Origin of the sequence: Kitasatospora sp. NPDC094028 (assembly GCF_049543595.1) — a bacterium.
Classification (GTDB): Bacteria; Actinomycetota; Actinomycetes; order Streptomycetales; family Streptomycetaceae; genus Kitasatospora.
The window spans coordinates 89564-110620 of sequence record NZ_JBMVFA010000014.1 but is presented as its reverse complement, the minus strand read 5'-3'; the positions used below and the strand labels follow the sequence as shown (position 1 = coordinate 110620).

Here is a 21057-nt window from a genome sequence, read left to right as displayed (position 1 = left end):
CCACTCGCGACACTCTACGCGCGTAACAGAAACAGAGGCTAGAGCCGCTCCGGCCCGAACGCGTCGGGCAGGACCTCGCGCATCGGCTTCACGCCAGAGGCGAGGTCGACCAGCAGCTCCGGCCCGCCGTGCTCGTAGAGCAGCTGGCGGCAGCGCCCGCACGGCATCAGCAGCTCACCCGCGCCGTCGACGCAGGTGAAGGCGACCAGCCGGCCGCCGCCGGTGGCGTGCAGCGCGGACACCAGGCCGCACTCGGCGCACAACCCGAGCCCGTACGAGGCGTTCTCGACGTTGCAGCCGCTGACCAGCCGGCCGTCGTCCACCAGCGCCGCCGCACCGACCGGGAACTTGCTGTACGGGGCGTACGCGCGGCCCATCGCCTCGCGCGCGGCCTCGCGCAGCCGCTCCCAGTCGATCGCGGCGGCCGCCGGGGCGGTCACTTGCCCTGGCCCTTGCGGTAGATCTGGCCGTCAGCCGCCGGCGGCCGCAGTCGCTGCGAGGCCAGCGCGAGCACCACCAGGGTGATCACGTACGGCGTGGCGACGATCAGCGGGCGCTGCACCTGGTCGGTGAGGGCGTACCAGCAGATCAGGCCGACCGACGCCACGGCGGTGATGGCCGCCGCGGTGTACTTGCGGCGGTACAGCTGCCAGAGCGCGAGCAGGGCCATCGCGATGCCGACGATCAGGATCAGCCCGTGCACCGAGTCCGGGTCGCGCAGCTGGAGGCTGTCGGTGAAGCCGAACAGGCCGGCGCCCATGGCGAGGCCGCCGGGCATCCAGTTGCCGAAGATCATCGCGGCGAGGCCGATGAAGCCTCGGCCGACCGTCTGACCGTCCTTGTAGAAGTGCGCCGCGACCAGCGAGAGGTACGCACCGCCGAGGCCGGCGAAGGCGCCGGAGGCGATGACCGCGATGTACTTGTACTTGTAGACGTTGACGCCCAGCGACTCGGCCGCGGTCGGGTTCTCACCGCAGGAGCGCAGCCGCAGGCCGAACACCGTACGCCAGAGCACGAAGTAGCTGGCCACGAGCAGCGCGGCCGCCAGCACCACGACCACCGAGAGGTTGGTGACCAGGCCGCCGAGCACACCGGCGACGTCCGAGACGAAGAACCAGTGGTGGGCCTCGATGTCCTTCAGGCCGGAGGACAACCCGGGGACGGTGATGTACGGCAGCGGATCGGCCGGCGGGGACTGGTTCTGCCCGGCGCCGAAGGCGACGTAGTCCTTGTAGTAGATCCGGTTGACGTACGCGCAGATGCCGGGGATCAGCAGGTTGATGCCGACGCCGGAGACGATGTGGTCGACGCCGAAGGTGACGGTGACGATCGCGTGCAGCAGGCCGCCGGCCGCGCCGCCGGCCATGCCGGCCAGCAGGCCGACCCACGGGTTGACCAGGTAGCCCGCCCAGGCACCGCAGAAGGTGCCGGCGACCATCATGCCTTCGAGGCCGATGTTGACCACGCCGGCCCGCTCGGACCAGAGACCGCCGAGACCGGCCATGCCGATCGGCACGGCGGCGCCGAGCGCGGCGGTGACCTGCCCGGAGGAGGTCAGCGAGTGGTTGCCGGTGTACATACCCACGGCGGCGAACAGGACCAGGGCGCCCGCGATCAGGAGCAGGACGACCGGCCAGGACAGCTTGCGCTTCTTCGCGGGCGCGCCCGGCGCCTTCGGACGGGCAGCAGTTGCCGTGCTCACGCGGACACCTCCTTGGTCTCAGTGGCCGCGGCGGCCTGGGCGGCGAGCTGGGCGCCGACCCGCTTCTGCTGGCGGACCAGGCCGTAGCGGCGGACCAGCTCGTACGCGACGACGACGCAGATGACGATGGTGCCCTTCATGACGTCGACGATCTCGAAGGGGAACTCGCCGTTCAGGGGCAGCGGCAGGACCGAGCCGGCCGCGTCCAGGAAGGCGAACAGCAGCGCCGCGAAGGCGATGCCGATCGGGCTGTTCCGGCCGAGCAGGGCGATCGAGATACCCAGGAAGCCCAGGTTCTGCTGGAAGGTCTGGCCGAAGTTGTACGAGTTCTGCAGCAGCTCGGGCAGGCCGATCAGACCGGCGATCGCGCCGGAGACGACCATCGAGATGACGATCATCTTCTTGACGTTCACGCCGGACGCGGTCGCGGCGGACTCCGAGCGGCCGGTGGCGCGCAGGTCGAAGCCGAAGCGGGTGCGGGTCAGCGTGAACTGGAAGACCACGCCGACCGCGACGGCGACGAACAGGAAGCCCCAGATCTGGTTGCCGTTGACGTCCACCGTGAAGAAGTGGCTGGACTCGGAAACCGGGTTGGTCTGGATCGAGTTGCTGGTGCCGCTGACCTTGGGCGCGAAGATGCCCGGGACCAGCAGCACGCCGACGATCGCGGTCGCGATCGAGTTCAGCATGATGGTCGAGATGACCTCGCTGACGCCGCGGTAGACCTTCAGCAGACCGGCGACGCTCGCGTACAGACCACCGACCAGCATGGCGGTGATCATCAGCAGCGGGATCTGGATGAACGACGGCAGGTCGAGCTGGCCGCCGACGAAGGCCGCGAACAGCGCCGCCAACTTGTACTGGCCCTCGACGCCGATGTTGAACAGGTTCATCCGGAACCCGAACGCGGCGGCCGCCGCGGCCAGGTAGTAGGTGGTGGTCCGGTTGAGGATCAGCACCTGGTGGTCCGACGTGGTGACGAACTGAATCATCACGTTCCACGCGTCGAACGGGTTCTTGCCCGAGGTCGCCAGCAGCACGGAGCAGATCGCGACGGAGAGCACGATCGCGAGCAGCGGCGCCGAGAGGCCGAGCACGATCCGCTCACCGCTGATCCGCTGCGCCAGGCGCGGCTTGGTGCCGGCCGGGGGGTTGGGACTGGTCATGTGGTTACTCCCCCGCCTTCGGGTCTTCGGCGGTGTCGGACGGGGTGGCGTCGGACGGGCCGTCGCCTTCGGCCTCGGTGCCCTCCACGAGGGTCTCGTGGAACTCCTCGACGGCCTCCGGCTCGGACTCCAGGTGGCCGCTGGCGGCACCGGTCATCGCGGTGCCGAGGTCCTCGGCGGTGACGGTGGCCGGGTCGGCGTCGGCGACCAGGCGGCCGCGGTAGATGACCCGGATGGTGTCGGAGAGGCCGATCAGCTCGTCCAGGTCGGCCGAGATCAGCAGGACGGCCAGGCCGGCCCGCTGGGCGACCCGGATGTGCTCCCAGATCTGCGCCTGCGCGCCGACGTCCACACCGCGGGTCGGGTGGGCGGCGATCAGCAGCTTGGGCTCGTGGCTCATCTCGCGGCCGATGATCAGCTTCTGCTGGTTGCCGCCGGAGAGCGAGGCCGCGGTGACCTCGATGCCGGGAGTGCGGACGTCGTACTCCTCGACGATCCGCCAGGTGTCCGCCCGGGCCGCGGTCGGGTCGAGCAGGATGCCCTTGGAGTTGGGCTCCTCGGTGACGTGGCCGAGGATGCGGTTCTCCCAGAGCGGGGCCTCCAGCAGCAGGCCGTGCCGGTGCCGGTCCTCGGGGATGTAGCCGATGCCGGCCTCGCGGCGGGCCCGGGTCTGGGTGCCGGAGAGGTCCTTGCCGTCGAGGGTGACGGCGCCGGCGTCCAGCGGCAGCATGCCCATGATGGCCTCGACGAGCTCGGCCTGGCCGTTGCCCTCGACACCGGCGATGCCCAGGATCTCGCCCTTGCGGATGCGCAGCGAGATGTCGTCGAGGACGACGCGCTCGATGCCCTCGGCGTCGGTCTTGGCGATCCGCAGGCCCTCGACCTTGAGCATCTCGGTCTCGGTGACGGTCGACTCGCGGCTCTCCGGGGAGGGCAGCTCGGCGCCGACCATCAGCTCGGCGAGCTGGCGGGCGGTGACGGCCTTCGGGTCGGCGTCGCCGACCGTGGTGCCGCGGCGGATGACGCTGATCGCGTCGGCGACCGCCAGCACCTCGTGCAGCTTGTGCGAGATGAAGATGACGGTGACGCCCTCGGACTTGAGCTCGCGCAGGTTGTCGAACAGCGCGTCGACCTCCTGCGGGACGAGGACGGCCGTGGGCTCGTCGAGGATCAGGATCTTGGCGCCGCGGTACAGCACCTTGATGATCTCGACGCGCTGCCGGTCGGCGACGCCGAGGTCCTCGACCAGGGCGTCCGGGCGCACGCCCAGGCCGTACTGGTCGGAGATCTCCTTGATCTTCGCCTTCGCCTTGGCGCCGATGCCGTAGAGGCTCTCGCCGCCGAGGACGACGTTCTCCAGCACGGTGAGGTTGTCGGCGAGCATGAAGTGCTGGTGCACCATGCCGATGCCGCGGGCGATGGCGTCGCCGGGGGTGTTGAACTCGCACTGCTCGCCGTTGATCGCGATGGTGCCCTCGTCCGGCTTCTGCATGCCGTAGAGGATCTTCATCAGCGTCGACTTGCCGGCGCCGTTCTCGCCCATCAGGGCGTGCACGGTGCCGGTGCGGACGGTGAGGTTGATGTCGTGGTTGGCCACGACGCCGGGGAAGCGCTTGGTGATGCCGCGCAGTTCGACGGCCGCTGTCGCCGTCCCCGCGCTGGGGGTGCCGTCCTTGCGCAGGGGGACGGGGTCTGATGCGGTGATGGCGATCTCCTGGTGGTCTGGAGGCGCGTCGTTGCGCTCGGAGGGCCAAGGGGGGAAACGGGGGGAGACGGGACGGGGCCCGGGGGTACGCGTTGAGCGCACCCTGCCGGGCCCCTCCCGTGAACTGTGTCGATCATCGCGCTGCCGGGCAGGCGGCAGGCGCCGTGACGTCCGAGACCAGCGGGCCTTACTGGGCCGGGGTGGTCGGGACGGTGATGGTGCCGCCCTTGATGCCGTCGGCGGCGGCCTTCAGCTTGTCCTGGATGTCGTCGATCTTGCCACCGGTGGTGGCGAGGGAGACACCGTCGGCCTTGAGGTCGAACAGCTTGATGCCGGTCGGGCTCTGGCCCTGCTTGACCGACTGGATGTACGAGTACACCGCGTTGTCGACGTTCTTGACCATCGAGGTCAGGATGGCGTCCTTGTACTTCGCCAGGGCCGGCTGGCTGGCCTGGTCGGAGTCGACACCGATGGCGAGCTTCTTGGCGTTGGCGACGGCCTCGATGGCGCCGTTGCCGGAGGAGCCGGCGGCGGAGTAGATGACGTCCGCACCCTTGTCGAGCTGGCCCTGCGCGGCTTCCTTGCCCTTGTCGGGCGAGGCGAAGCCGGTGAAGTCCGGCGGGGTGGTCAGGTAGGTGGTCTCGATCACGATGTTCGGGTCGACGGACTTGGCGCCCGCCTTGTAACCGGCCTCGAACTTCTTGATCAGCTCGGACTGCACACCACCGATGAAACCGATGTGGTGGGCCTTCGACTTGTTCGCCGCGGCGACACCGGCCAGGTACGAACCCTCCTGCTCGGCGAAGAGCAGCGAGGTGACGTTGGACGGCTGGTCCTTGTCGTTCGAGTCGATGATCGCGAACTTGACGTTCGGGTTGTCCTTCGCGACCTTGTTGACCGCCTGCTGGTAGACGAAGCCGACCGCGACGATCGTCTTGTAGCCGCCGTCGACCAGGTTCTTGAGGCGGGTCTCCTTGTCGGCCTCGGCCTCGCCCTGCTTGGCCTCGGCCTCGGTGACCTGGACGCCCAGGTCGGCCTTGGCCTTGTCGAGGCCGCGGGCGGCGGAGTCGTTGAAGGACTGGTCGCCACGACCACCGATGTCGTAGGCCATGCCGACCTTGAGACCGTCGGAGGCGCCACCGGAGGCGGCGGCCGAGCCCGAGGAGCTGGAGTTGTCATTGCTCTTTGCGCCGCAAGCGGCGAGCGAGGCCATGCCCAGGGAACCCGAGAGCACAACCGCGGCGAGCTTCATTGAACGGCGCAAGGGAGTTTCTCCTTCTCACACGCACCCGATTAGCGTGGTCGGACGCCACCGTAACGCGCGTAGAACACGGTTGTGTTACGGGCTGCCGGAGCATTCGGGTTGTTATCAAACCGTGGTCTGAAGGTCTTCCCGAGGCTCTTTTCCCGTGCGCGGACGGTGATCCGAGACTGGTCCGGCCCAGTTTACGGAACCGGACCGGACCCAGGATCTCGACGTCCCCGCCACGTGTCGATCACGCGCCCGTGGAGAACGATCGGAGAACGATCAGTCCCGGTCGTCCTCCAGGGCCAGCGCCGCGAAGAGTTCGACGCCGATGCCGATCGCCCGTTCGTCCACGTCGAACCGCCCCTGGTGCAGGTCCCGGACGGCGGTGTCGCCGGGGGCGCGGACGCCCAGCCGGGCCAGCGCGCCCGGGGCGTGCTCCAGGTACCAGGAGAAGTCCTCGCCGCCCAGGCTCTGTTCGGTGCCCTCCACCACCCGGGCCCCGTCGCGACCGAAACGGTCGTGCATCACCTCGTCCAAGCGGGTGACGGAGACCGCCTCGTTCACCACCGGCGGCACCCCGCGGTGGTAGTCCAGCGTCCACTTGGCCCGGTGGGTCTCGGCGAGCTTGGCGATCAGCTCGTGCAGCAGGTCCGGCGCCTCGCGCCAGCCGTCCAGCTCCAGGCAGCGGACGGTGCCCTCCAGTTCGGCGTGCTGCGGGATGACGTTGGGCGCGGAGCCGGCGGCGATCCGGCCGAAGACCAGGCTGACGCCCCAGCGCGGGTCCATCCGGCGGGCCAGCGCGCCCGGCAGGTCGGCCGCCATCCGGGCGACCGCGGTCACCAGGTCGGTGGTCAGGTGCGGGCGGGCGGTGTGCCCGCCGGGGCCGTCCAGGTGCAGCACCAGGCGGTCGCAGGCCGAGGTGATCGCGCCGACCCGCAGGGCGATCCGGCCGACCTCCACCTTCGGGTCGCAGTGCACCGCGAAGATCCGGCCCACGCCGTCCATCCCGCCGGCCTTGATCACGTCCAGCGCGCCGCCCGGCATGACCTCCTCGGCCGGCTGGAACACCAGCCGGACGGGCCGGCGCAGTTCGCCGGCGCGGGCGGCCTCGGCCAGTACCAGGCCGGTGCCGAGGACGACGGCGGTGTGCACGTCGTGGCCGCAGGCGTGGGCCCGGCCGGGGACGGTGGAGCGGTACGGGACGTCGGTCTTGGCGTCGTCGATGGGCAGCGCGTCGATGTCGGCCCGGAAGGCCAGGAGTTCGGTGCCGGGGGCGGTGCCGGGCGGGACGATGTCGACCAGCAGGCCGGTGCCGCCCGGCAGCACCCGGGGGTTCAGACCCGCGGCCACCAGCCGGTCGCGGAGCAGCCCGGTGGTGCGGAATTCCTGGCGCCCCAGCTCGGGGTGCCGGTGCAGATCACGGCGGAAGGCGATCAGTTCCGGCTCCAGCGCGCCTACTCGGGCGCGCAGGTCGGCGGCAGGGCGTGCGACGGCGAGAGTGGCACCCGACTGAGCGGGCTCAGGACGGTTCATCTCCCCAAGCGTAGGCCTGTCGGAGGGTTTTGGCCCGACTTCCGGAAAATCAATCCCCGGATGGGCGCATACCGGCCGGACAGGTGGGTATGACATCTCGTTTCAGCCGCCTTCCCGGGTTATCTACCTTGTGCAACGATCACCCGGGCCGGTGGTCACGGATACCTCGCCCTTGACGTCCTCGGGTGATTGACGACGACTCAGAAACGGTCGACCGGCGTGTACGTGCCCCACACCTCGCGCAGCGCGTCGCAGACCTCGCCGACGGTGGCCCGCGCGGCCAGCGCCTCCTTCATCGGCGGGAGCACGTTCCCCGGCCCCTCCGCGGTGCGGCGCAGCGCGTCCAGCCCTCGGGTGACGGCGGCTCGGGAGCGCTCCGCCCGCAGCCGGGCCAGCCGTTCGGCCTGCCGCCGCTCGATCGCCGGGTCCACCCGCAGCGGCCGGTAGGGCTCCTCGGCGTCCAGCCGGTAGCGGTTCACGCCGACCACCGTCCGCGTGCCCGCTTCGGTCTCCCGCTGGATCCGGTAGGCGGTGCGCTCGATCTCGGCCTTCTGGAAGCCCTGCCGGATCGCAGCCACCGCGCCGCCGCGCTCCTCGACCCGGGCCATCAGCGCCAGCGCGGCCTCCTCCACGGCGTCGGTGAGCGACTCGACGGCGTAGGAGCCGGCGAACGGGTCGACGGTGGCGGTCACGTCGGTCTCGTGGGCGAGCACCTGCTGGGTGCGCAGCGCGAGCCGGGCCGCCTTCTCGGTGGGCAGCGCGATCGCCTCGTCGAAGCTGTTGGTGTGCAGCGACTGGGTGCCGCCGAACACCGCGGCGAGCGCCTGCACGGTGACCCGGGCCAGGTTCACCTCGGGCTGCTGGGCGGTGAGCTGCACCCCGGCGGTCTGGGTGTGGAAGCGCAGCTTCTGCGAGCGCGGGTCCCGCGCGCCGAACTCCTCGCGCATGATCCTGGCCCAGATCCGGCGGGCGGCCCGGAACTTGGCCACCTCCTCCAGCAGGGTGGTGCGGGCCACGAAGAAGAAGGAGAGCCGGGGGGCGAAGTCGTCCACCGCCATTCCGGCGGCCAGCGCGGTGCGGACGTAGGCGACGGCGTTGGCCAGGGTGAAGGCGATCTCCTGCGCCGGATCGGCGCCGGCCTCGGCCATGTGGTAGCCGGAGATGGAGATGGTGTTCCAGCGCGGGATCTCGGCCCGGCAGTACCGGAACACGTCCGCGACCAGCCGCAGCGAGGGCTCCGGCGGGAAGATGTACGTACCGCGGGCGATGTACTCCTTCAGCACGTCGTTCTGCACCGTGCCGGTGAGCGCGGCGGGCGCGACCCCCTGGGCCTCGCCGACCAGCTGGTAGAGCAACAGGAGCAGCGCGGCGGGCGCGTTGATGGTCATCGATGTGGAGACGCCGCCGAGCGGGATGCCGTCGAACAGCACCGCCATGTCCTCGACGCTGTCCACGGCCACGCCCACCTTGCCGACCTCCCCGGCGGCGAGCGGCGCGTCCGAGTCGTAGCCCATCTGAGTGGGCAGGTCGAAGGCCACCGAGAGGCCGGTGCCGCCGCCCGCGATCAGCTGCCGGTAGCGGGCGTTGGACTCGGCGGCGGTGCCGAAGCCCGCGTACTGGCGCATCGTCCACGGGCGTCCGGTGTACATCGTCGGATAGACGCCCCGGGTGTACGGGTACTCCCCCGGCCGGCCGAGCCACCGCTCCGGATCGCGGCCGGCCGACGCCTCGGGGCCGTACACCGGCTCGATCTCGAAGCCCGACTCGGCGCGGCGCGGTTCGACTGCCATGGGTTCCTCCAGCGAGGACGGCACGGGGGCGGTCCTCGCAATGTAGAACGCCACCGGGCGGCGGGCGCGCGGACGCGGTTGAGATGATCGGGTGAACGACCGACGAGCCCCAGGGAGTGGCGATGACCGAGCAGAAGGTGGCCGTGGTCACCGGTGCCAGCAGCGGAATCGGCGCGGCGACCGCCCGCCGGCTGGCCGCCGAAGGCTTCGAGGTGGTGCTGACCGCGCGCCGGACGGACCGGATCGAGGCGCTGGCCAAGGAGATCGGCGGCCGCGCCCGCACGCTGGACGTGACCGACCGGGCCGCGGTGGACGCCTTCGCGGCCGAGGTGGGCCGGGTCGACGTGCTGGTGAACAACGCCGGCGGGGCGATCGGCGCCGAGACGGTCGAGCACGGCGACCCGGCCGACTGGCGGGCCATGTACGAGGTGAACGTGCTCGGCGTGCTGCACGTGACGCAGGCGCTGCTGCCCGCCCTGCGGGCGACCGGCGACGGCACCGTCCTGGTGATGTCCTCCACCGCCGCGCTGGCCGCGTACGAGGGCGGCGGCGGGTACGTCGCCGCCAAGCACGCCGCGCACACCATCGCGGCGACGCTGCGGCTGGAGCTGTGCGGGGAGCCGATCCGGGTGATCGAGATCGCCCCCGGCATGGTGAAGTCCGAGGGCTTCGCGATCACCCGCTTCCGCGGCGACGAGGACAAGGCCGCGGCCGTGTACGCGGGCGTGGCCGAGCCGCTGACCTCGGAGGACATCGCGGACACCGTCGCCTGGGCGGTCACCCGGCCGCCGCACGTCAACATCGACCTGCTGGTGGTCCGCCCCCGGGCGCAGGCCGCCAACCACAAGGTCCACCGCGGCTGATCCGGCCGGGCGGTCGGCCCGGGGGGCCATGATCGAACGCGTCACCCACCAGTGGTACACACGTGCGATGAAAACCTTTCGGGCCGCCCGCCCACGCGTCCTGCTGACCGCCGTGGCGGCGGGCACGCTCCTCCTCGCCACCGCGTGCACCGACGACCACGCGTCGTCCCAGGACAAGGCCGCCGCACCCGCGGCCACCGGCACCGCGAGCCCCACGGCCACCCCGGCGCCGACCGCGAAGCCCGCTGGCGAGGCCGACCCGGCCCTCAAGCCCTTCTACGGCCAGCAGATCGCCTGGGCCGACTGCCCGGCCGACCCCAAGGCCGAGAAGGCCAAGGTCGACACCAGCGGCATGAAGTGCGGCAAGCTGCACGTCCCGCTGGACTACGCCAACCCGGCCACCGACGCCATCGACCTCGCCCTGATCAAGCACCCGGCCGCCAAGCCTGACCAGCGGGTCGGCTCGCTGATGGTCAACCCCGGCGGCCCCGGCGCCTCCGGCGTCGAGATGGTCGAGTTCGGCGCCAAGGACTTCGAGGGCACCCTGCACGACCGCTTCGACGTGATCGGCTTCGACCCCCGCGGCACCGGCGCCAGCGCGCCGGTCGTCTGCTACGACGACCAGCAGCACGACGCCCTCAACCAGGAGGACGAGCCGATCGACCCGGCCGCGCGCAAGGCCGCCCGGGTCAAGCAGAGCACCGACCACGCCGCCGCCTGCCAGGCGAAGTCCGGCAAGCTGCTGCCCTTCGTCGGCACCCGCAACACCGCCCGCGACCTGGACGTGCTGCGCGCCGTCGTCGGCGACAGGAAGCTCAACTACCTCGGCATCTCCTACGGCACCTACCTCGGCGCCCTCTACGCCGAGGAGTTCCCGAAGAACACCGGCCGGCTGATCCTCGACGGCGCCGTCGACCCCGCCGAGGACACCCTGGACCACGGCGTCGACCAGCAGGTCGGCTTCGAGAAGTCCTTCGAGCGCTTCGCCGCCGACTGCGTGGAGAACCACGCCGACGAGTGCCCGCTCGGCAAGGACAAGGACCAGGCCGCCAAGAAGGCCGCCGACTTCCTCGACGGCCTGCGCGACCACCCGCTGACCGTCAAGGACGGCCGCAAGCTCGGCCGCGACCAGGCGTGGACCGGCGTCATCTCGATGCTGTACGGCGACGAGAAGACCTCCTGGAAGTACCTGCGCGCCTCCCTCGGCTGGGCGATGGCCCGCGACAAGGGCGACTTCCTGATGGCCTTCGCCGACGACTACAACGGCCGCGACGAGCAGGGCCACTACAGCCCGCTGGACGAGGCCCACACCGCGATCGCCTGCGCCGACGCCGCCCGCCCCGCGCCCACCCCCGAGCACGCCAAGGCCGCCGTCGACCGGCTGCTCGCCGAGGCGCCGCTGCTGTCCAAGGGCGTCACGGTGGACGACTACACCGAGCCGGGCTGCGCCCACTGGCCGTTCAAGACCCCGGAGAAGCCGCACACCATCCGGGCCGAGGGCTCCGCGCCCATCCTCGTGGTCGGCAGCACCGGCGACCCGGCCACCCCGTACGCCTCGGCCGAGGCGCTGGCCAAGGGCTTCGCGAACGCCACCCTGCTCACCCGGGTGGGCGAGGGCCACGGCGCCTTCGGCAAGGGCAACGCCTGCATCGACAAGGCCATGGCGGCCTACCTGACCGAGGGCACGATGCCGGCCGCCGGGACCCGCTGCGAATAGCCGGAGGCCGCGACTACCGGGAGAAAGGGGGAGGGCGCTGACGAAACGGTGTCAACGTCACAACTTGATAGCTCGTCCGGATGAATTCGGCGCGCGCCCTCCCCAACTGATGACCGCTCAACTACCTTTGAGGAGCTGCCAGACCGGCGTCGACCGCCGCCCGCGGCCCCCATACTTCAGCTGTTCCACCACCCCACACCACCGGTACCTTCCCGCCCTCACGAGGAGGACCCGCTGCCCAGCGACATCCCGCCACAGCGGCTCGATCCCACGTCCGAGCCGACCCTCCTCGGGTTGCACCGCTTCAACGAGGCCGACGCCGGCGCGGCCGAGGAGGCCCTGCTGGCCTGCTGCGGCAGCCACCGCTGGGCTCTGCGGCTCACCGCGCACCGGCCGTACCCCGACATAGAGTCCCTGCTCGCCGCCGCCAGCGAGGCCTCCTACGACCTGCGCCCGGCCGACCTGGCCGAGGCGCTCGCCGACGAGAGCTGGATGCCCCAGCCCCTGCTCGGCATGCGGGCGCCCGGCAGCCAGGCCGCGCACACCGCGCTGCGGGCGGCGCACGCCGCGTACGAGGCGCGGTTCGGCCACGTCTTCGTGGTCTGCCTGGACGGCGTCGAGCCGGAGGAGATGCTCGACGCCGTGCTCTCCTCGATCCGGATCCGGCTCGCCAACGACCCGGACGAGGAGCGGCTGATCTCAGCGGACGAGCTGCGCCGGATCGCGCTCACCCGGTTGGAGCACCTGGTCGCGACCCACTCGGAGGCCGGGGCGCGCTGAGCGCGTGCCCCGCTCCCGCGCTACTTCCGCGCGGCACCGCCCTGCGCGGCGCGGAGCTTGGCCACCTGCTGCCGGACGATCCGCTCGTCCGGCACGGCGGCCGGCTCCGCGGCCACGCCGAAGGTGGTGAACACCGCCAGCGCCGTCCCGACCCGGGCCAGTACGGCGCGCTGGGTGAGGACCGCACCGCCCGATTCATTCGTGAGGGTGAATCCGATCGCCGTGTCCGCTCCCTCCGGCGTGGGCGTGTCCTCCCGGCTCAGCCGGTGCCGGGTGCGGATCGGCGCCTTCTTCCCCGGCTTCTCGGCCGGCGGCGCCGGGGCCGTCGAACCGAAGGCCGCGCACGGGCCGAACAGCTGCTCCAGCTCCCCCTGCAGCACGGCCGCCCGCCCCGCCCGGTAGCCGATCAGCCCGCCGTACACCCCGCCCTTGGGGTCGGCGGCCCGGGCCACGCTCAGGTCCGTCTCCGCGTACGGGCGGTCCACCCCCGGCGAGGTCGAGGCCGTGCCGGGGGCGGTGCCGACCGACGCGCCCGGGGCCACCACGTCCAGCAGCGGCTGGCAGGCCGGGACGTCCGCGGCCTCCCGCCCGGCACCGGCCCCGGTGTCGCCGCGCCCGGCCGTCATGACCGTCACCGCGTACCCGGGCCCCAGATCGTTATCGGCCACCGCGGCCGCCCTCAGTTCGGACGCGGACAGTTCCCGGCCCGGCGCGGCCCGGTCCGCGGACGGGGAGCCGCCGACCGTGGCGCAGCCGCAGCTGAGCAGCGGGAACAGGAGCAGGGCGGCGACGGACGGTCGGACGCGGCGCAGTGGCACGGGGGCCTCGGCAGGGTGTCGGCGGCGTGGCGGGCGGCCACCGTAGCGCACCCGAACGGTCACCCTGCGTCGCGAATCCGGGGTTGGTTCCCGTCCGACTAGGCCAGAAGTGGCTGTTTGATCACACCGGAGGCCCCCGGAGGCGGGTGGCGAGAACGCGCCGATAGGATGCTCGCGGCCGGTGGACCGTACCCGGCCGGGCTGACCGACACCGAAGCCGGCCGAGCCCCCAATCGCTTCCGGAGGGTTTTTCCGTGCCGGCTGGAACGCTGTACCGCGGCCGGGAAGGCATGTGGAGCTGGGTGGCTCATCGAGTCACCGGCGTCCTCATCTTCTTCTTCCTGTTCGCCCACGTCCTGGACACCGCCCTGGTGCGGGTGTCGCCGGAGTCGTACGACACCGTCATCAAGACGTACAAGACTCCCCTCGTGAACTTGCTGGAGTACGGCCTCACCGCCGCCATCCTGTTCCACGCCCTCAACGGCCTTCGCGTCGTCGCCGTGGACTTCTGGTCGAAGGGCCCGAAGTACCAGAAGCAGATGCTCTGGACCGTCGTCGGGGTCTGGGTCGTCCTGATGGCCGGCGCCTTCTACCCGATCCTGCAGCACACGCTGATCTCTTGGTTCGGGGAGTGAGCCGACACATGTCCACGGAAATCTCCGACGAGCTCGTCGTCCCCTCCAAGCAGGCGCACACCGGCAAGGGCCTCGGCACCGGCAACCCGGCCGACGCGTTCGTCATCGAGCCGCCGCGCAAGCGCACCGCGAAGACGCCGCGCCGCACCCGCACCAACTTCGAGATGCTGGCCTGGCTCTTCATGCGCCTGTCCGGTGTCGTCCTGACCGCGCTGATCCTCGGCCACCTGATCATCATGCTGGTGCTCGACGGCGGCGTCTCCAAGATCGGCTTCGCCTTCGTAGCCGGCCGCTGGGCCTCCCCGTTCTGGCAGGGCTGGGACCTCCTGATGCTCTGGCTCGCCATGCTGCACGGCGCCAACGGCATGCGACAGGTCATCAACGACTACGCCGAGAAGGACTCGACCCGGCTCTGGCTCAAGGGGCTCATGGGTACCGCCACGGTCTTCACCGTGCTGCTCGGCACCCTGGTGATCTTCACCTTCGACCCCAACATCTGAGCCGCGAGCACCATCGACCATCGGCAGAGGCCAGAGGCGAGTTAACCCCCCATGCAGATTCACCAGTACGACACCGTCATCGTCGGCGCCGGCGGCGCCGGCATGCGCGCGGCCATCGAGTCCACCCAGCGCAGCCGCACCGCCGTCCTGACCAAGCTCTACCCCACCCGGTCCCACACCGGCGCGGCCCAGGGCGGCATGTGCGCCGCCCTCGCCAACGTCGAGGAGGACAACTGGGAGTGGCACACCTTCGACACGGTCAAGGGTGGTGACTACCTGGTCGACCAGGACGCCGCCGAGATCATGTGCAAGGAGGCCATCGACGCCGTCCTCGACCTGGAGAAGATGGGCCTGCCCTTCTCCCGCACCGAGCAGGGCCGCATCGACCAGCGCCGCTTCGGCGGTCACTCCCGCAACCACGGCGAGGCCCCGGTCCGCCGCTCGTGCTACGCGGCCGACCGCACCGGCCACATGATCCTCCAGACGCTGTTCCAGAACTGCGTCAAGCACGGCGTCGAGTTCTTCAACGAGTTCTACGTCCTGGACCTGCTGCTCAACGAGGGCAAGACGGCCGGCGTCGTCGCCTACGAGCTGGCCACCGGCGAGATCCACGTCTTCCAGGCCAAGTCCGTCGTGTTCGCCTCCGGCGGCACCGGCAAGTTCTTCAAGGTCTCCTCCAACGCCCACACCCTCACCGGTGACGGCCAGGCCCTGGTCTACCGCCGCGGCCTGCCGCTGGAAGACATGGAGTTCTTCCAGTTCCACCCGACCGGCATCTGGCGCATGGGCATCCTGCTCACCGAGGGCGCCCGCGGCGAGGGCGGCATCCTGCGCAACAAGGACGGCGAGCGCTTCATGGAGCGCTACGCCCCCGTCATGAAGGACCTCGCGTCCCGTGACGTCTGCTCCCGCGCGATCTACACCGAGATCCGCGAAGGCCGCGGCTGCGGTCCGGACGGCGACCACGTCTACCTGGACCTGACCCACCTGCCGCCGGAGCAGCTGGACGCCAAGCTCCCGGACATCACCGAGTTCGCGCGCACCTACCTCGGCATCGAGCCCTACACGGACCCGATCCCGATCCAGCCCACCGCGCACTACGCCATGGGCGGCATCCCGACCAACGTCGAGGGTGAGGTCCTGAGCAACAACACGGACGTCGTCCCGGGCCTGTACGCGGCCGGCGAGGTCGCCTGCGTGTCCGTGCACGGCGCCAACCGCCTGGGCACCAACTCGCTGCTCGACATCAACGTGTTCGGCCGTCGCGCGGGCATCGCCGCCGCCGACTTCGCCAACGCGAACGAGTTCGTCGAGCTGCCGGAGAACCCGGAGGAGAAGGTGCAGGCGCTGATCGACGGCCTGCGCGAGTCCACCGGCACCGAGTCCGTGGGGCAGATCCGCAAGGAGCTGCAGGAGACCATGGACACCAACGCCATGGTGTACCGCACCGGCGCCACCCTGAAGCAGGCGGTCGAGGACATCGCCGCGCTGAAGGAGCGCTACAAGAACGTCTCCATCCAGGACAAGGGCTTCCGTTACAACACGGACCTGCTGGAGGCCGTCGAGCTGGGCAACCTGCTCGACCTGGCCGAGGTGCTGGCCGTCTCCGCGCTGGCCCGCGAGGAGTCCCGCGGCGGTCACTACCGCGAGGACTTCCCGACCCGTGACGACGTGAAGTTCATGCAGCACACCATGGCGTACCAGGAGGTCGCCGCCGACGGCAGCACCTCCATCCGCCTCGACTACAAGCCGGTCGTCACGACCCGCTACCAGCCGATGGAGCGTAAGTACTGATGAGCACTCCGACTGTGGAGCACTCGGCCGCTCTGGACGCGGTCGAGGCCGGTGGCACCCAGCTGATCACCGTCACCTTCCGGATCCGCCGGTTCAACCCGGAGGAGCACCCGGACCCGGTGTGGGTCGACTACCAGCTGACCCTGGACCCGAAGGAGCGCGTCCTGGACGCGCTCAACAAGATCAAGTGGGAGCAGGACGGCACCCTCACCTACCGCCGTTCCTGCGCGCACGGCATCTGCGGCTCCGACGCGATGCGGATCAACGGCCGCAACCGGCTGGCGTGCAAGACCCTGATCAAGGACGTCAACCCGGAGAAGCCGATCACGATCGAGGCCATCAAGGGCCTGACGGTCCTCAAGGACCTGGTCGTGGACATGGACCCGTTCTTCCAGGCGTACAAGGACGTCATGCCGTTCCTCATCACCAAGGGGAACGACCCGACGCGCGAGCGCCTGCAGTCCGCCGAGGACCGCGAGCGCTTCGACGACACCACCAAGTGCATCCTGTGCGCCGCGTGCACGTCGTCCTGCCCGGTGTTCTGGAACGACGGCCAGTACTTCGGCCCGGCCGCCATCGTCAACGCGCACCGCTTCATCTTCGACTCGCGCGACGAGGGCGGCGAGCAGCGCCTGGAGATCCTCAACGACCGCGAGGGCGTGTGGCGCTGCCGCACCACCTTCAACTGCTCCGAGGCCTGCCCGCGTGGCATCGAGGTCACCAAGGCGATCCAGGAAGTGAAGCGGGCCCTGGTCACCCGCCGCTTCTGATCCACCCCGCCTGAACATGCCGAAGGCCCCCGTCCCGCCGGACGGGGGCCTTCGGCATGTTCGTCAGCTCAGCGCGCCGAGGTCGTTCGGCTCGCTCCAGCCGCTGTACATCACCAGGTGCCGGTCGGCCGTGACCACCGAGCGTTCGGGCACGTGGAAGTGTCATGAAGATCCCCGCCCCTTTGTCATCGGCACGGCTGTTCCGTGCGAGAACCGTGGAGATCCTGTCAGCGGGGTCTGACAGCGGCCAAACACATTTCAGTCGGCGGCCGGGGTGCGGCGGGTGGCGCGCAGGCCGCGGAGGCCGAGGGTGCCGACGGCGATGCCGAGGAGGAAGGAGGTGACGGCGAGGAGGAGGTGGATCCAGAAGAAGGCGGTGGGCTGGGAGTGGTCGCCGTTGGTGAAGGCCTGGCCGCCGGAGTCCTTCCAGAGGTTCTTGACGAAGGTGGTCCAGATGATCATCGACCAGACCCCGAAGGCGGTCAGGAACCAGGAGGCGCGGCGGCTGAGCTTCATGGGGCAGTCCTCGGCGGGGGGGTGTGAAGACGGTGTGCGTCCCCAGTATGCGGGGGCCTCCGATCGGCGTACGGCGGGCCCCTCCTGCGGAGGACCGGCGCCGGGGGGCGGACGGCCGGGGCGCGGACTGGGTACGGTCTGCTGGTGTCAACACGCCGTCAGTCATTCGCGCACCTGTGCGCCGCGGTCACCGCGGCCCTCCCGGTCCTGCTCGCCGCCCCGGCGGCCGTCGCGGCCCCGCACGAGCCGCCCCCGCCGGCCGCCGCGGTCGGCGGCGACCGGCTCGGCCGGCCCGGGGCCCAGGTCGACCCGCTGGCGGGCGCCCCGGCGCTGCCGACCGGTCTCACCGGGCAGTCCTGGATAGTCTCCGACGCGACCACGGGGGACGTGCTCGCGGCCTACAACCCGCACCTCAGGCTGCCCCCGGCCAGCACCCTGAAGATCCTCTTCGCCGACACCGTGCTGCCCAAGTTCGACCGCAACACCGTGCACAAGGTCACCGACGAGGAGATCACCGGCCTCGGCGCCGGCAGCAGCCTGGTCGGCATCAAGGAGAACCTGGAGTACCGGGTCGAGGACCTGTGGCGCGGGGTGTTCCTGAGCTCCGGCAACGACGCCGTGCACGTCCTGGCGCACATGAACGGCGGCGTCCCGCAGACCGTCGCCGAGATGCAGGCCCGCGCGGACGCCCTGCAGGCGAGGGACACCAAGGTGATCTCCCCGGACGGCTACGACATGGACGGCCAGCTGTCCTCGGCCTACGACCTGTCGCTGTTCGCCCGCTCCGGCCTGCGCAACGCCGACTTCCGCGCGTACTGCGCGACCCGGGACGCGCAGTTCCCCGGCGCCGTCGACAAGAACACCGGCCAGCGCGGCAGCTTCGGGATCGCCAACACCGACCGGCTGCTGGGCAAGTACCCCGGCCTGATCGGTGTGAAGAACGGCACCACCACGAACGCCGGCTCGACGTTCGTCGGCGCCGCCGAGCGCGGCGGCCGCACCCTGCTGGTGACGGTGATGCACCCGGCCAGCTACCAGAAGGTGTACGACGAGACGGCCGCGCTGCTGGACTGGGGCTTCGCCGCGGCGGACAAGGTCCGGCCGGTCGGCAAGCTGGTCGACGAACTGCCGCCGGGCGCCGAGCCGACCGGCCAGGCCGGCGGCACCGACGGTGTGCCCGCGCCGCCGCCGCACCCCTCCCCCAGCACCCGGCCGGCCGCCGCGACGGCCCCGGCGGCCGGGGGCGACGACGGCCTGGGCCTCGGCGGCTGGCTGGCCGTGGCGGCGGCGGGCGGCGCGGCCGGGTACGGCGGGCTGGTGCTGCGCCGGCGCCGGGCGGCGCAGACCGGCTGACCCCCGAAGGCCGGCTGCCCCCGGCGGGCCCGGCCCCGGCCGTCAGGCCTGGGACCGGGCCCCGTCGCCGTCCCCGTCACCGTCCCCGTCCCCGTCACCGTCGCCGGGCTCGGGCTCGGCCTCGGGCTCGGCCTCGGGCTCGGACGCGTCGGCCGCCGCCAGCAGGGCCCGCCCGTGCGCGCGAGTGCGCTCCCGGGCCGCCTCCGGGTCGGCGGTCGCCGTCCAGGCCACGCAGTACATCAGCAGCCGGGAGACGAAGTTGATCCACAGCAGCAGCGCCACCGGCGTGGCGAAGGCCCCGTACAGGCTCCGCCCGGCGACCGAGCCGAGGTAGGAGGCGAGCAGCAGCTTCAGCAGCTCGAATCCGACCGCGCCGATCAGCGCGCCGCGCAGCAGGTCGCCGCGGCGCTGGCCGGTGATCCCGGGGAAGGGCCCCAGCAGGTAGGCGAACAGCAGCGTGTCGCAGGCGGCCGCTATGACCAGGCCGATGCCGGTGAGCAGGTAGCCGTTGTGCAGGCCGATCTCGTCGGCGACCCGCCCGGCCAGCGTGGTGCCGACCGTCGAGGCGCCCATCGACACCAGCGAGACCAGACCGAGGCCGGCCAGCACCACGCAGTCCCAGGCCTTGGCGAGGATCGGGTTGCCGTCGTCGTCGGGCAGCTGCCAGACGTCCCGGATCGAGGTGCGCATGGTGTCCACCCAGCCGAGGCCGGAGAGCAGCAGCAGTGCCCCGCCGACCAGCCCGACGGCGCCCGCGTTGGACACCAGGGAGGGCAGGTCGAGGGAGTCCGAGATGCCCGGCAGCTGGTCGGAGATGCGGTGCTGCAGGTCGGCGACCCGGCTGTCGCTGAGCGTCGCGACGGCGATCGCCAGACCGACCGTGAGCAGCGGGAACAGGGCGAGGAAGCCGAAGAAGGTGACGGCCCCGGCCAGCCGGTTGCCGCGGGCGGCGGTGAAGTACTCGTACACCCGGTACGGGCGGCTGCGCAGCACCCGGGTGACGAGCGGGCCGAGGACCGGGAGGCGGGTCAGGAATTCCACCCGACCGGTTATACCGGCCGCTCCCCCGAACGGGCGTCAGCCACGCACCGGTTCGTCAGCCGCGCACCAGGCGGCGGGCCTTGGCGAGGGCGCGGACGGCCTGGTAGGCGCCGTAGCGGCCGCGGCTGAGCAGTTCGAGGCGGATGCCGTCCACCCCGGCGGGCGGGCGGTAGCCGGCCGGGCGCAGCCGGGCGCAGTGCGCGGCGGCGCGGCGGAAGTACTCGCGGCGGTCGCCGGCCGGGACCCGGCCGGGCTTGGCGACCACGGTGTTGAGGTGGTGCAGCATCTTGCCGAAGACGACCGGGCGCCAGCGGTCGAGGTCGGGGCGGCGGTCGAGGAAGGCGAACACCAGGTCGTACTGGGCGAAGACGTCGAAGTGCTTGCGGCTGGCGGTGGCCAGGATGTTGCCGCCCTCCTGGCGCTGGCGGTAGTGCACGCCGACCTCGTCGAGCAGGGTGATCCGCTCGGCGGCGAGCAGCGCCGGGTACGTCCAGGGGGTGTCCTCGTAGTAGCCGGCCGGGAAGACCAGCTGCTGCCCGGTGATGAAGTCGCGCCGGTAGGCCTTGTTCCAGACGACCTGGAGCAGGTCGAGCAGGTCGGGGCGGGCGGCGAGGTCGAAGACGTCTGGGGAGGCGGCGCCGAAGACGTGGGCGGAGGCGGCCCGGGTGATCCGGCCGTCCGCGTAGGTGCGGGCGTAGTCGTAGACCAGGACGTCCGGGTCGCCGGTGGCGGCGAGCCGCTCGTCGACGGCCTTGAGCAGGCCGGGGGTGAGCGTGTCGTCGCTGTCGAGGAAGACCACGTAGTCGCCAGTGGCGACCTCCAGGCCGGCGTTGCGGGCGCGGCCGAGGCCGACGTTCTCCGGCAGGTGGAGCACGGTGACGCGGGGGTCGGCGGCGGCCGCCGCGTCCAGCATCGCGCCGCAGCCGTCCGGGGAGCGGTCGTCCACCGCGATGAGTTCGAGGTCCGGGCCGCCCTGGCCGAGCACCGAGTCGAGGCACTCGGCGAGGTAGTCCTGGACCTGGTACACGGGGACGATCACGCTGAAGCGGGGCACGGGCCCAGGGTAGTGGGCCCGGGGGGCCGGGAAACCCCGGAGGTAGGATCGGGGGCGCACGTACGCACCGA

General features: G+C 71.3%; 19 protein-coding genes. 8 read left to right on the top strand and 11 right to left on the bottom strand.

Annotated elements, in window-relative coordinates; translation table 11 throughout:
* Positions 1 to 38 precede the first annotated feature (38 nt).
* The 7 genes from ACPC54_RS21805 to ACPC54_RS21775 all read right to left on the bottom strand — a co-directional run bounded on the left by ACPC54_RS21805 (position 39) and on the right by ACPC54_RS21775 (position 9145).
* Positions 39 to 440 (bottom strand): cytidine deaminase, encoded by a 402-nt coding sequence (locus ACPC54_RS21805; RefSeq protein ID WP_498966906.1) that lies wholly within the window; start codon positions 438 to 440, stop codon positions 39 to 41.
* Positions 437 to 1702: an ABC transporter permease gene (locus ACPC54_RS21800; protein WP_498966904.1), complete on the bottom strand. Its 1266-nt coding sequence runs from the start codon at positions 1700 to 1702 to the stop codon at positions 437 to 439. Before ACPC54_RS21800 ends, ACPC54_RS21805 begins: the two co-directional genes overlap by 4 nt.
* The gene (locus ACPC54_RS21795; protein ID WP_498966903.1) at positions 1699 to 2868 is read right to left on the bottom strand and encodes an ABC transporter permease; all 1170 of its coding nucleotides are present in this window, start codon (positions 2866 to 2868) and stop codon (positions 1699 to 1701) included. Before ACPC54_RS21795 ends, ACPC54_RS21800 begins: the two co-directional genes overlap by 4 nt.
* Before the next feature lie 4 nt (positions 2869 to 2872).
* Entirely contained in the window at positions 2873 to 4411 is a 1539-nt protein-coding gene (locus ACPC54_RS21790) for an ABC transporter ATP-binding protein (RefSeq protein ID WP_498967019.1), read from the bottom strand.
* 349 nt (positions 4412 to 4760) lie between these two features.
* Complete coding sequence (locus ACPC54_RS21785) at positions 4761 to 5837, bottom strand: BMP family lipoprotein (protein ID WP_498966902.1); 1077 nt, start codon at positions 5835 to 5837, stop codon at positions 4761 to 4763.
* Between the two features lie 264 nt (positions 5838 to 6101).
* Positions 6102 to 7355, bottom strand: coding sequence for an amidohydrolase (locus tag ACPC54_RS21780; protein WP_498966901.1), 1254 nt, complete (start codon positions 7353 to 7355; stop codon positions 6102 to 6104).
* 200 nt (positions 7356 to 7555) lie between these two features.
* Positions 7556 to 9145 (bottom strand): acyl-CoA mutase large subunit family protein, encoded by a 1590-nt coding sequence (locus ACPC54_RS21775; protein WP_498966900.1) that lies wholly within the window; start codon positions 9143 to 9145, stop codon positions 7556 to 7558.
* 122 nt (positions 9146 to 9267) lie between these two features.
* Between ACPC54_RS21775 and ACPC54_RS21770 the strand changes: the two genes are divergently transcribed.
* The 3 genes from ACPC54_RS21770 to ACPC54_RS21760 all read left to right on the top strand — a co-directional run bounded on the left by ACPC54_RS21770 (position 9268) and on the right by ACPC54_RS21760 (position 12505).
* Positions 9268 to 10008: an SDR family oxidoreductase gene (locus ACPC54_RS21770; RefSeq protein WP_498966898.1), complete on the top strand. Its 741-nt coding sequence runs from the start codon at positions 9268 to 9270 to the stop codon at positions 10006 to 10008.
* Between the two features lie 67 nt (positions 10009 to 10075).
* On the top strand, positions 10076 to 11725 hold the full coding sequence (locus ACPC54_RS21765) for an alpha/beta hydrolase (RefSeq protein WP_498966896.1): 1650 nt from the start codon (positions 10076 to 10078) through the stop codon (positions 11723 to 11725).
* 294 nt (positions 11726 to 12019) lie between these two features.
* The gene (locus ACPC54_RS21760) at positions 12020 to 12505 is read left to right on the top strand and encodes a 2-oxo-4-hydroxy-4-carboxy-5-ureidoimidazoline decarboxylase (RefSeq protein ID WP_498966894.1); all 486 of its coding nucleotides are present in this window, start codon (positions 12020 to 12022) and stop codon (positions 12503 to 12505) included.
* Between the two features lie 20 nt (positions 12506 to 12525).
* Here the strand turns inward: ACPC54_RS21760 and ACPC54_RS21755 are convergent, their stop codons facing one another.
* On the bottom strand, positions 12526 to 13323 hold the full coding sequence (locus ACPC54_RS21755; protein WP_498966893.1) for a hypothetical protein: 798 nt from the start codon (positions 13321 to 13323) through the stop codon (positions 12526 to 12528).
* A 254-nt stretch (positions 13324 to 13577) separates the two neighbouring features.
* Between ACPC54_RS21755 and sdhC the strand changes: the two genes are divergently transcribed.
* The 4 genes from sdhC to ACPC54_RS21735 are packed head-to-tail and all read left to right on the top strand — an operon-like array spanning position 13578 to position 17022.
* Entirely contained in the window at positions 13578 to 13958 is a 381-nt protein-coding gene (gene sdhC, locus ACPC54_RS21750; RefSeq protein WP_078859697.1) for a succinate dehydrogenase, cytochrome b556 subunit, read from the top strand.
* Positions 13959 to 13966: 8 nt separating this feature from the next.
* Positions 13967 to 14458 (top strand): succinate dehydrogenase, hydrophobic membrane anchor protein, encoded by a 492-nt coding sequence (sdhD, locus tag ACPC54_RS21745; protein WP_498966891.1) that lies wholly within the window; start codon positions 13967 to 13969, stop codon positions 14456 to 14458.
* Positions 14459 to 14509: 51 nt separating this feature from the next.
* Positions 14510 to 16252 (top strand): succinate dehydrogenase flavoprotein subunit, encoded by a 1743-nt coding sequence (sdhA, locus tag ACPC54_RS21740; protein ID WP_498966890.1) that lies wholly within the window; start codon positions 14510 to 14512, stop codon positions 16250 to 16252.
* The gene (locus ACPC54_RS21735; RefSeq protein WP_498966888.1) at positions 16252 to 17022 is read left to right on the top strand and encodes a succinate dehydrogenase iron-sulfur subunit; all 771 of its coding nucleotides are present in this window, start codon (positions 16252 to 16254) and stop codon (positions 17020 to 17022) included. Before sdhA ends, ACPC54_RS21735 begins: the two co-directional genes overlap by 1 nt.
* A 258-nt stretch (positions 17023 to 17280) precedes the next feature.
* Here the strand turns inward: ACPC54_RS21735 and ACPC54_RS21730 are convergent, their stop codons facing one another.
* A complete protein-coding gene (locus ACPC54_RS21730; RefSeq protein WP_498966886.1) occupies positions 17281 to 17538 on the bottom strand; it encodes an SCO4848 family membrane protein in 258 nt (85 codons plus the stop codon).
* A 144-nt stretch (positions 17539 to 17682) separates the two neighbouring features.
* Here ACPC54_RS21730 and ACPC54_RS21725 point away from each other — a divergent pair, with 144 nt between their 5' ends.
* Complete coding sequence (locus tag ACPC54_RS21725) at positions 17683 to 18891, top strand: D-alanyl-D-alanine carboxypeptidase family protein (RefSeq protein ID WP_498966885.1); 1209 nt, start codon at positions 17683 to 17685, stop codon at positions 18889 to 18891.
* A 42-nt stretch (positions 18892 to 18933) separates the two neighbouring features.
* Here ACPC54_RS21725 and ACPC54_RS21720 read toward each other — a convergent pair whose 3' ends face one another.
* Both ACPC54_RS21720 and ACPC54_RS21715 read right to left on the bottom strand, forming a co-directional pair.
* Positions 18934 to 19932, bottom strand: coding sequence for a YihY/virulence factor BrkB family protein (locus tag ACPC54_RS21720; protein WP_498966884.1), 999 nt, complete (start codon positions 19930 to 19932; stop codon positions 18934 to 18936).
* 55 nt (positions 19933 to 19987) lie between these two features.
* Positions 19988 to 20986 carry a glycosyltransferase family 2 protein gene (locus ACPC54_RS21715; RefSeq protein ID WP_498966882.1) on the bottom strand — a complete coding sequence of 333 codons (999 nt, stop codon included), beginning with the start codon at positions 20984 to 20986 and terminating at the stop codon, positions 19988 to 19990.
* Positions 20987 to 21057 lie beyond the last annotated feature (71 nt).

Coding starts and splice junctions, on each gene's coding strand:
- ACPC54_RS21795 (WP_498966903.1), bottom strand. CDS start 2,868: ATGACCAGTCCCAACCCCCCGGCCGGCACCAAGCCGCGCCTGGCGCAG.
- ACPC54_RS21735 (WP_498966888.1), top strand. CDS start 16,252: ATGAGCACTCCGACTGTGGAGCACTCGGCCGCTCTGGACGCGGTCGAG.
- ACPC54_RS21770 (WP_498966898.1), top strand. CDS start 9,268: ATGACCGAGCAGAAGGTGGCCGTGGTCACCGGTGCCAGCAGCGGAATC.
- ACPC54_RS21730 (WP_498966886.1), bottom strand. CDS start 17,538: ATGAAGCTCAGCCGCCGCGCCTCCTGGTTCCTGACCGCCTTCGGGGTC.
- ACPC54_RS21775 (WP_498966900.1), bottom strand. CDS start 9,145: ATGGCAGTCGAACCGCGCCGCGCCGAGTCGGGCTTCGAGATCGAGCCG.
- sdhA (WP_498966890.1), top strand. CDS start 14,510: ATGCAGATTCACCAGTACGACACCGTCATCGTCGGCGCCGGCGGCGCC.
- ACPC54_RS21780 (WP_498966901.1), bottom strand. CDS start 7,355: ATGAACCGTCCTGAGCCCGCTCAGTCGGGTGCCACTCTCGCCGTCGCA.
- sdhD (WP_498966891.1), top strand. CDS start 13,967: ATGTCCACGGAAATCTCCGACGAGCTCGTCGTCCCCTCCAAGCAGGCG.
- ACPC54_RS21790 (WP_498967019.1), bottom strand. CDS start 4,411: ATGGGCGAGAACGGCGCCGGCAAGTCGACGCTGATGAAGATCCTCTAC.
- ACPC54_RS21765 (WP_498966896.1), top strand. CDS start 10,076: ATGAAAACCTTTCGGGCCGCCCGCCCACGCGTCCTGCTGACCGCCGTG.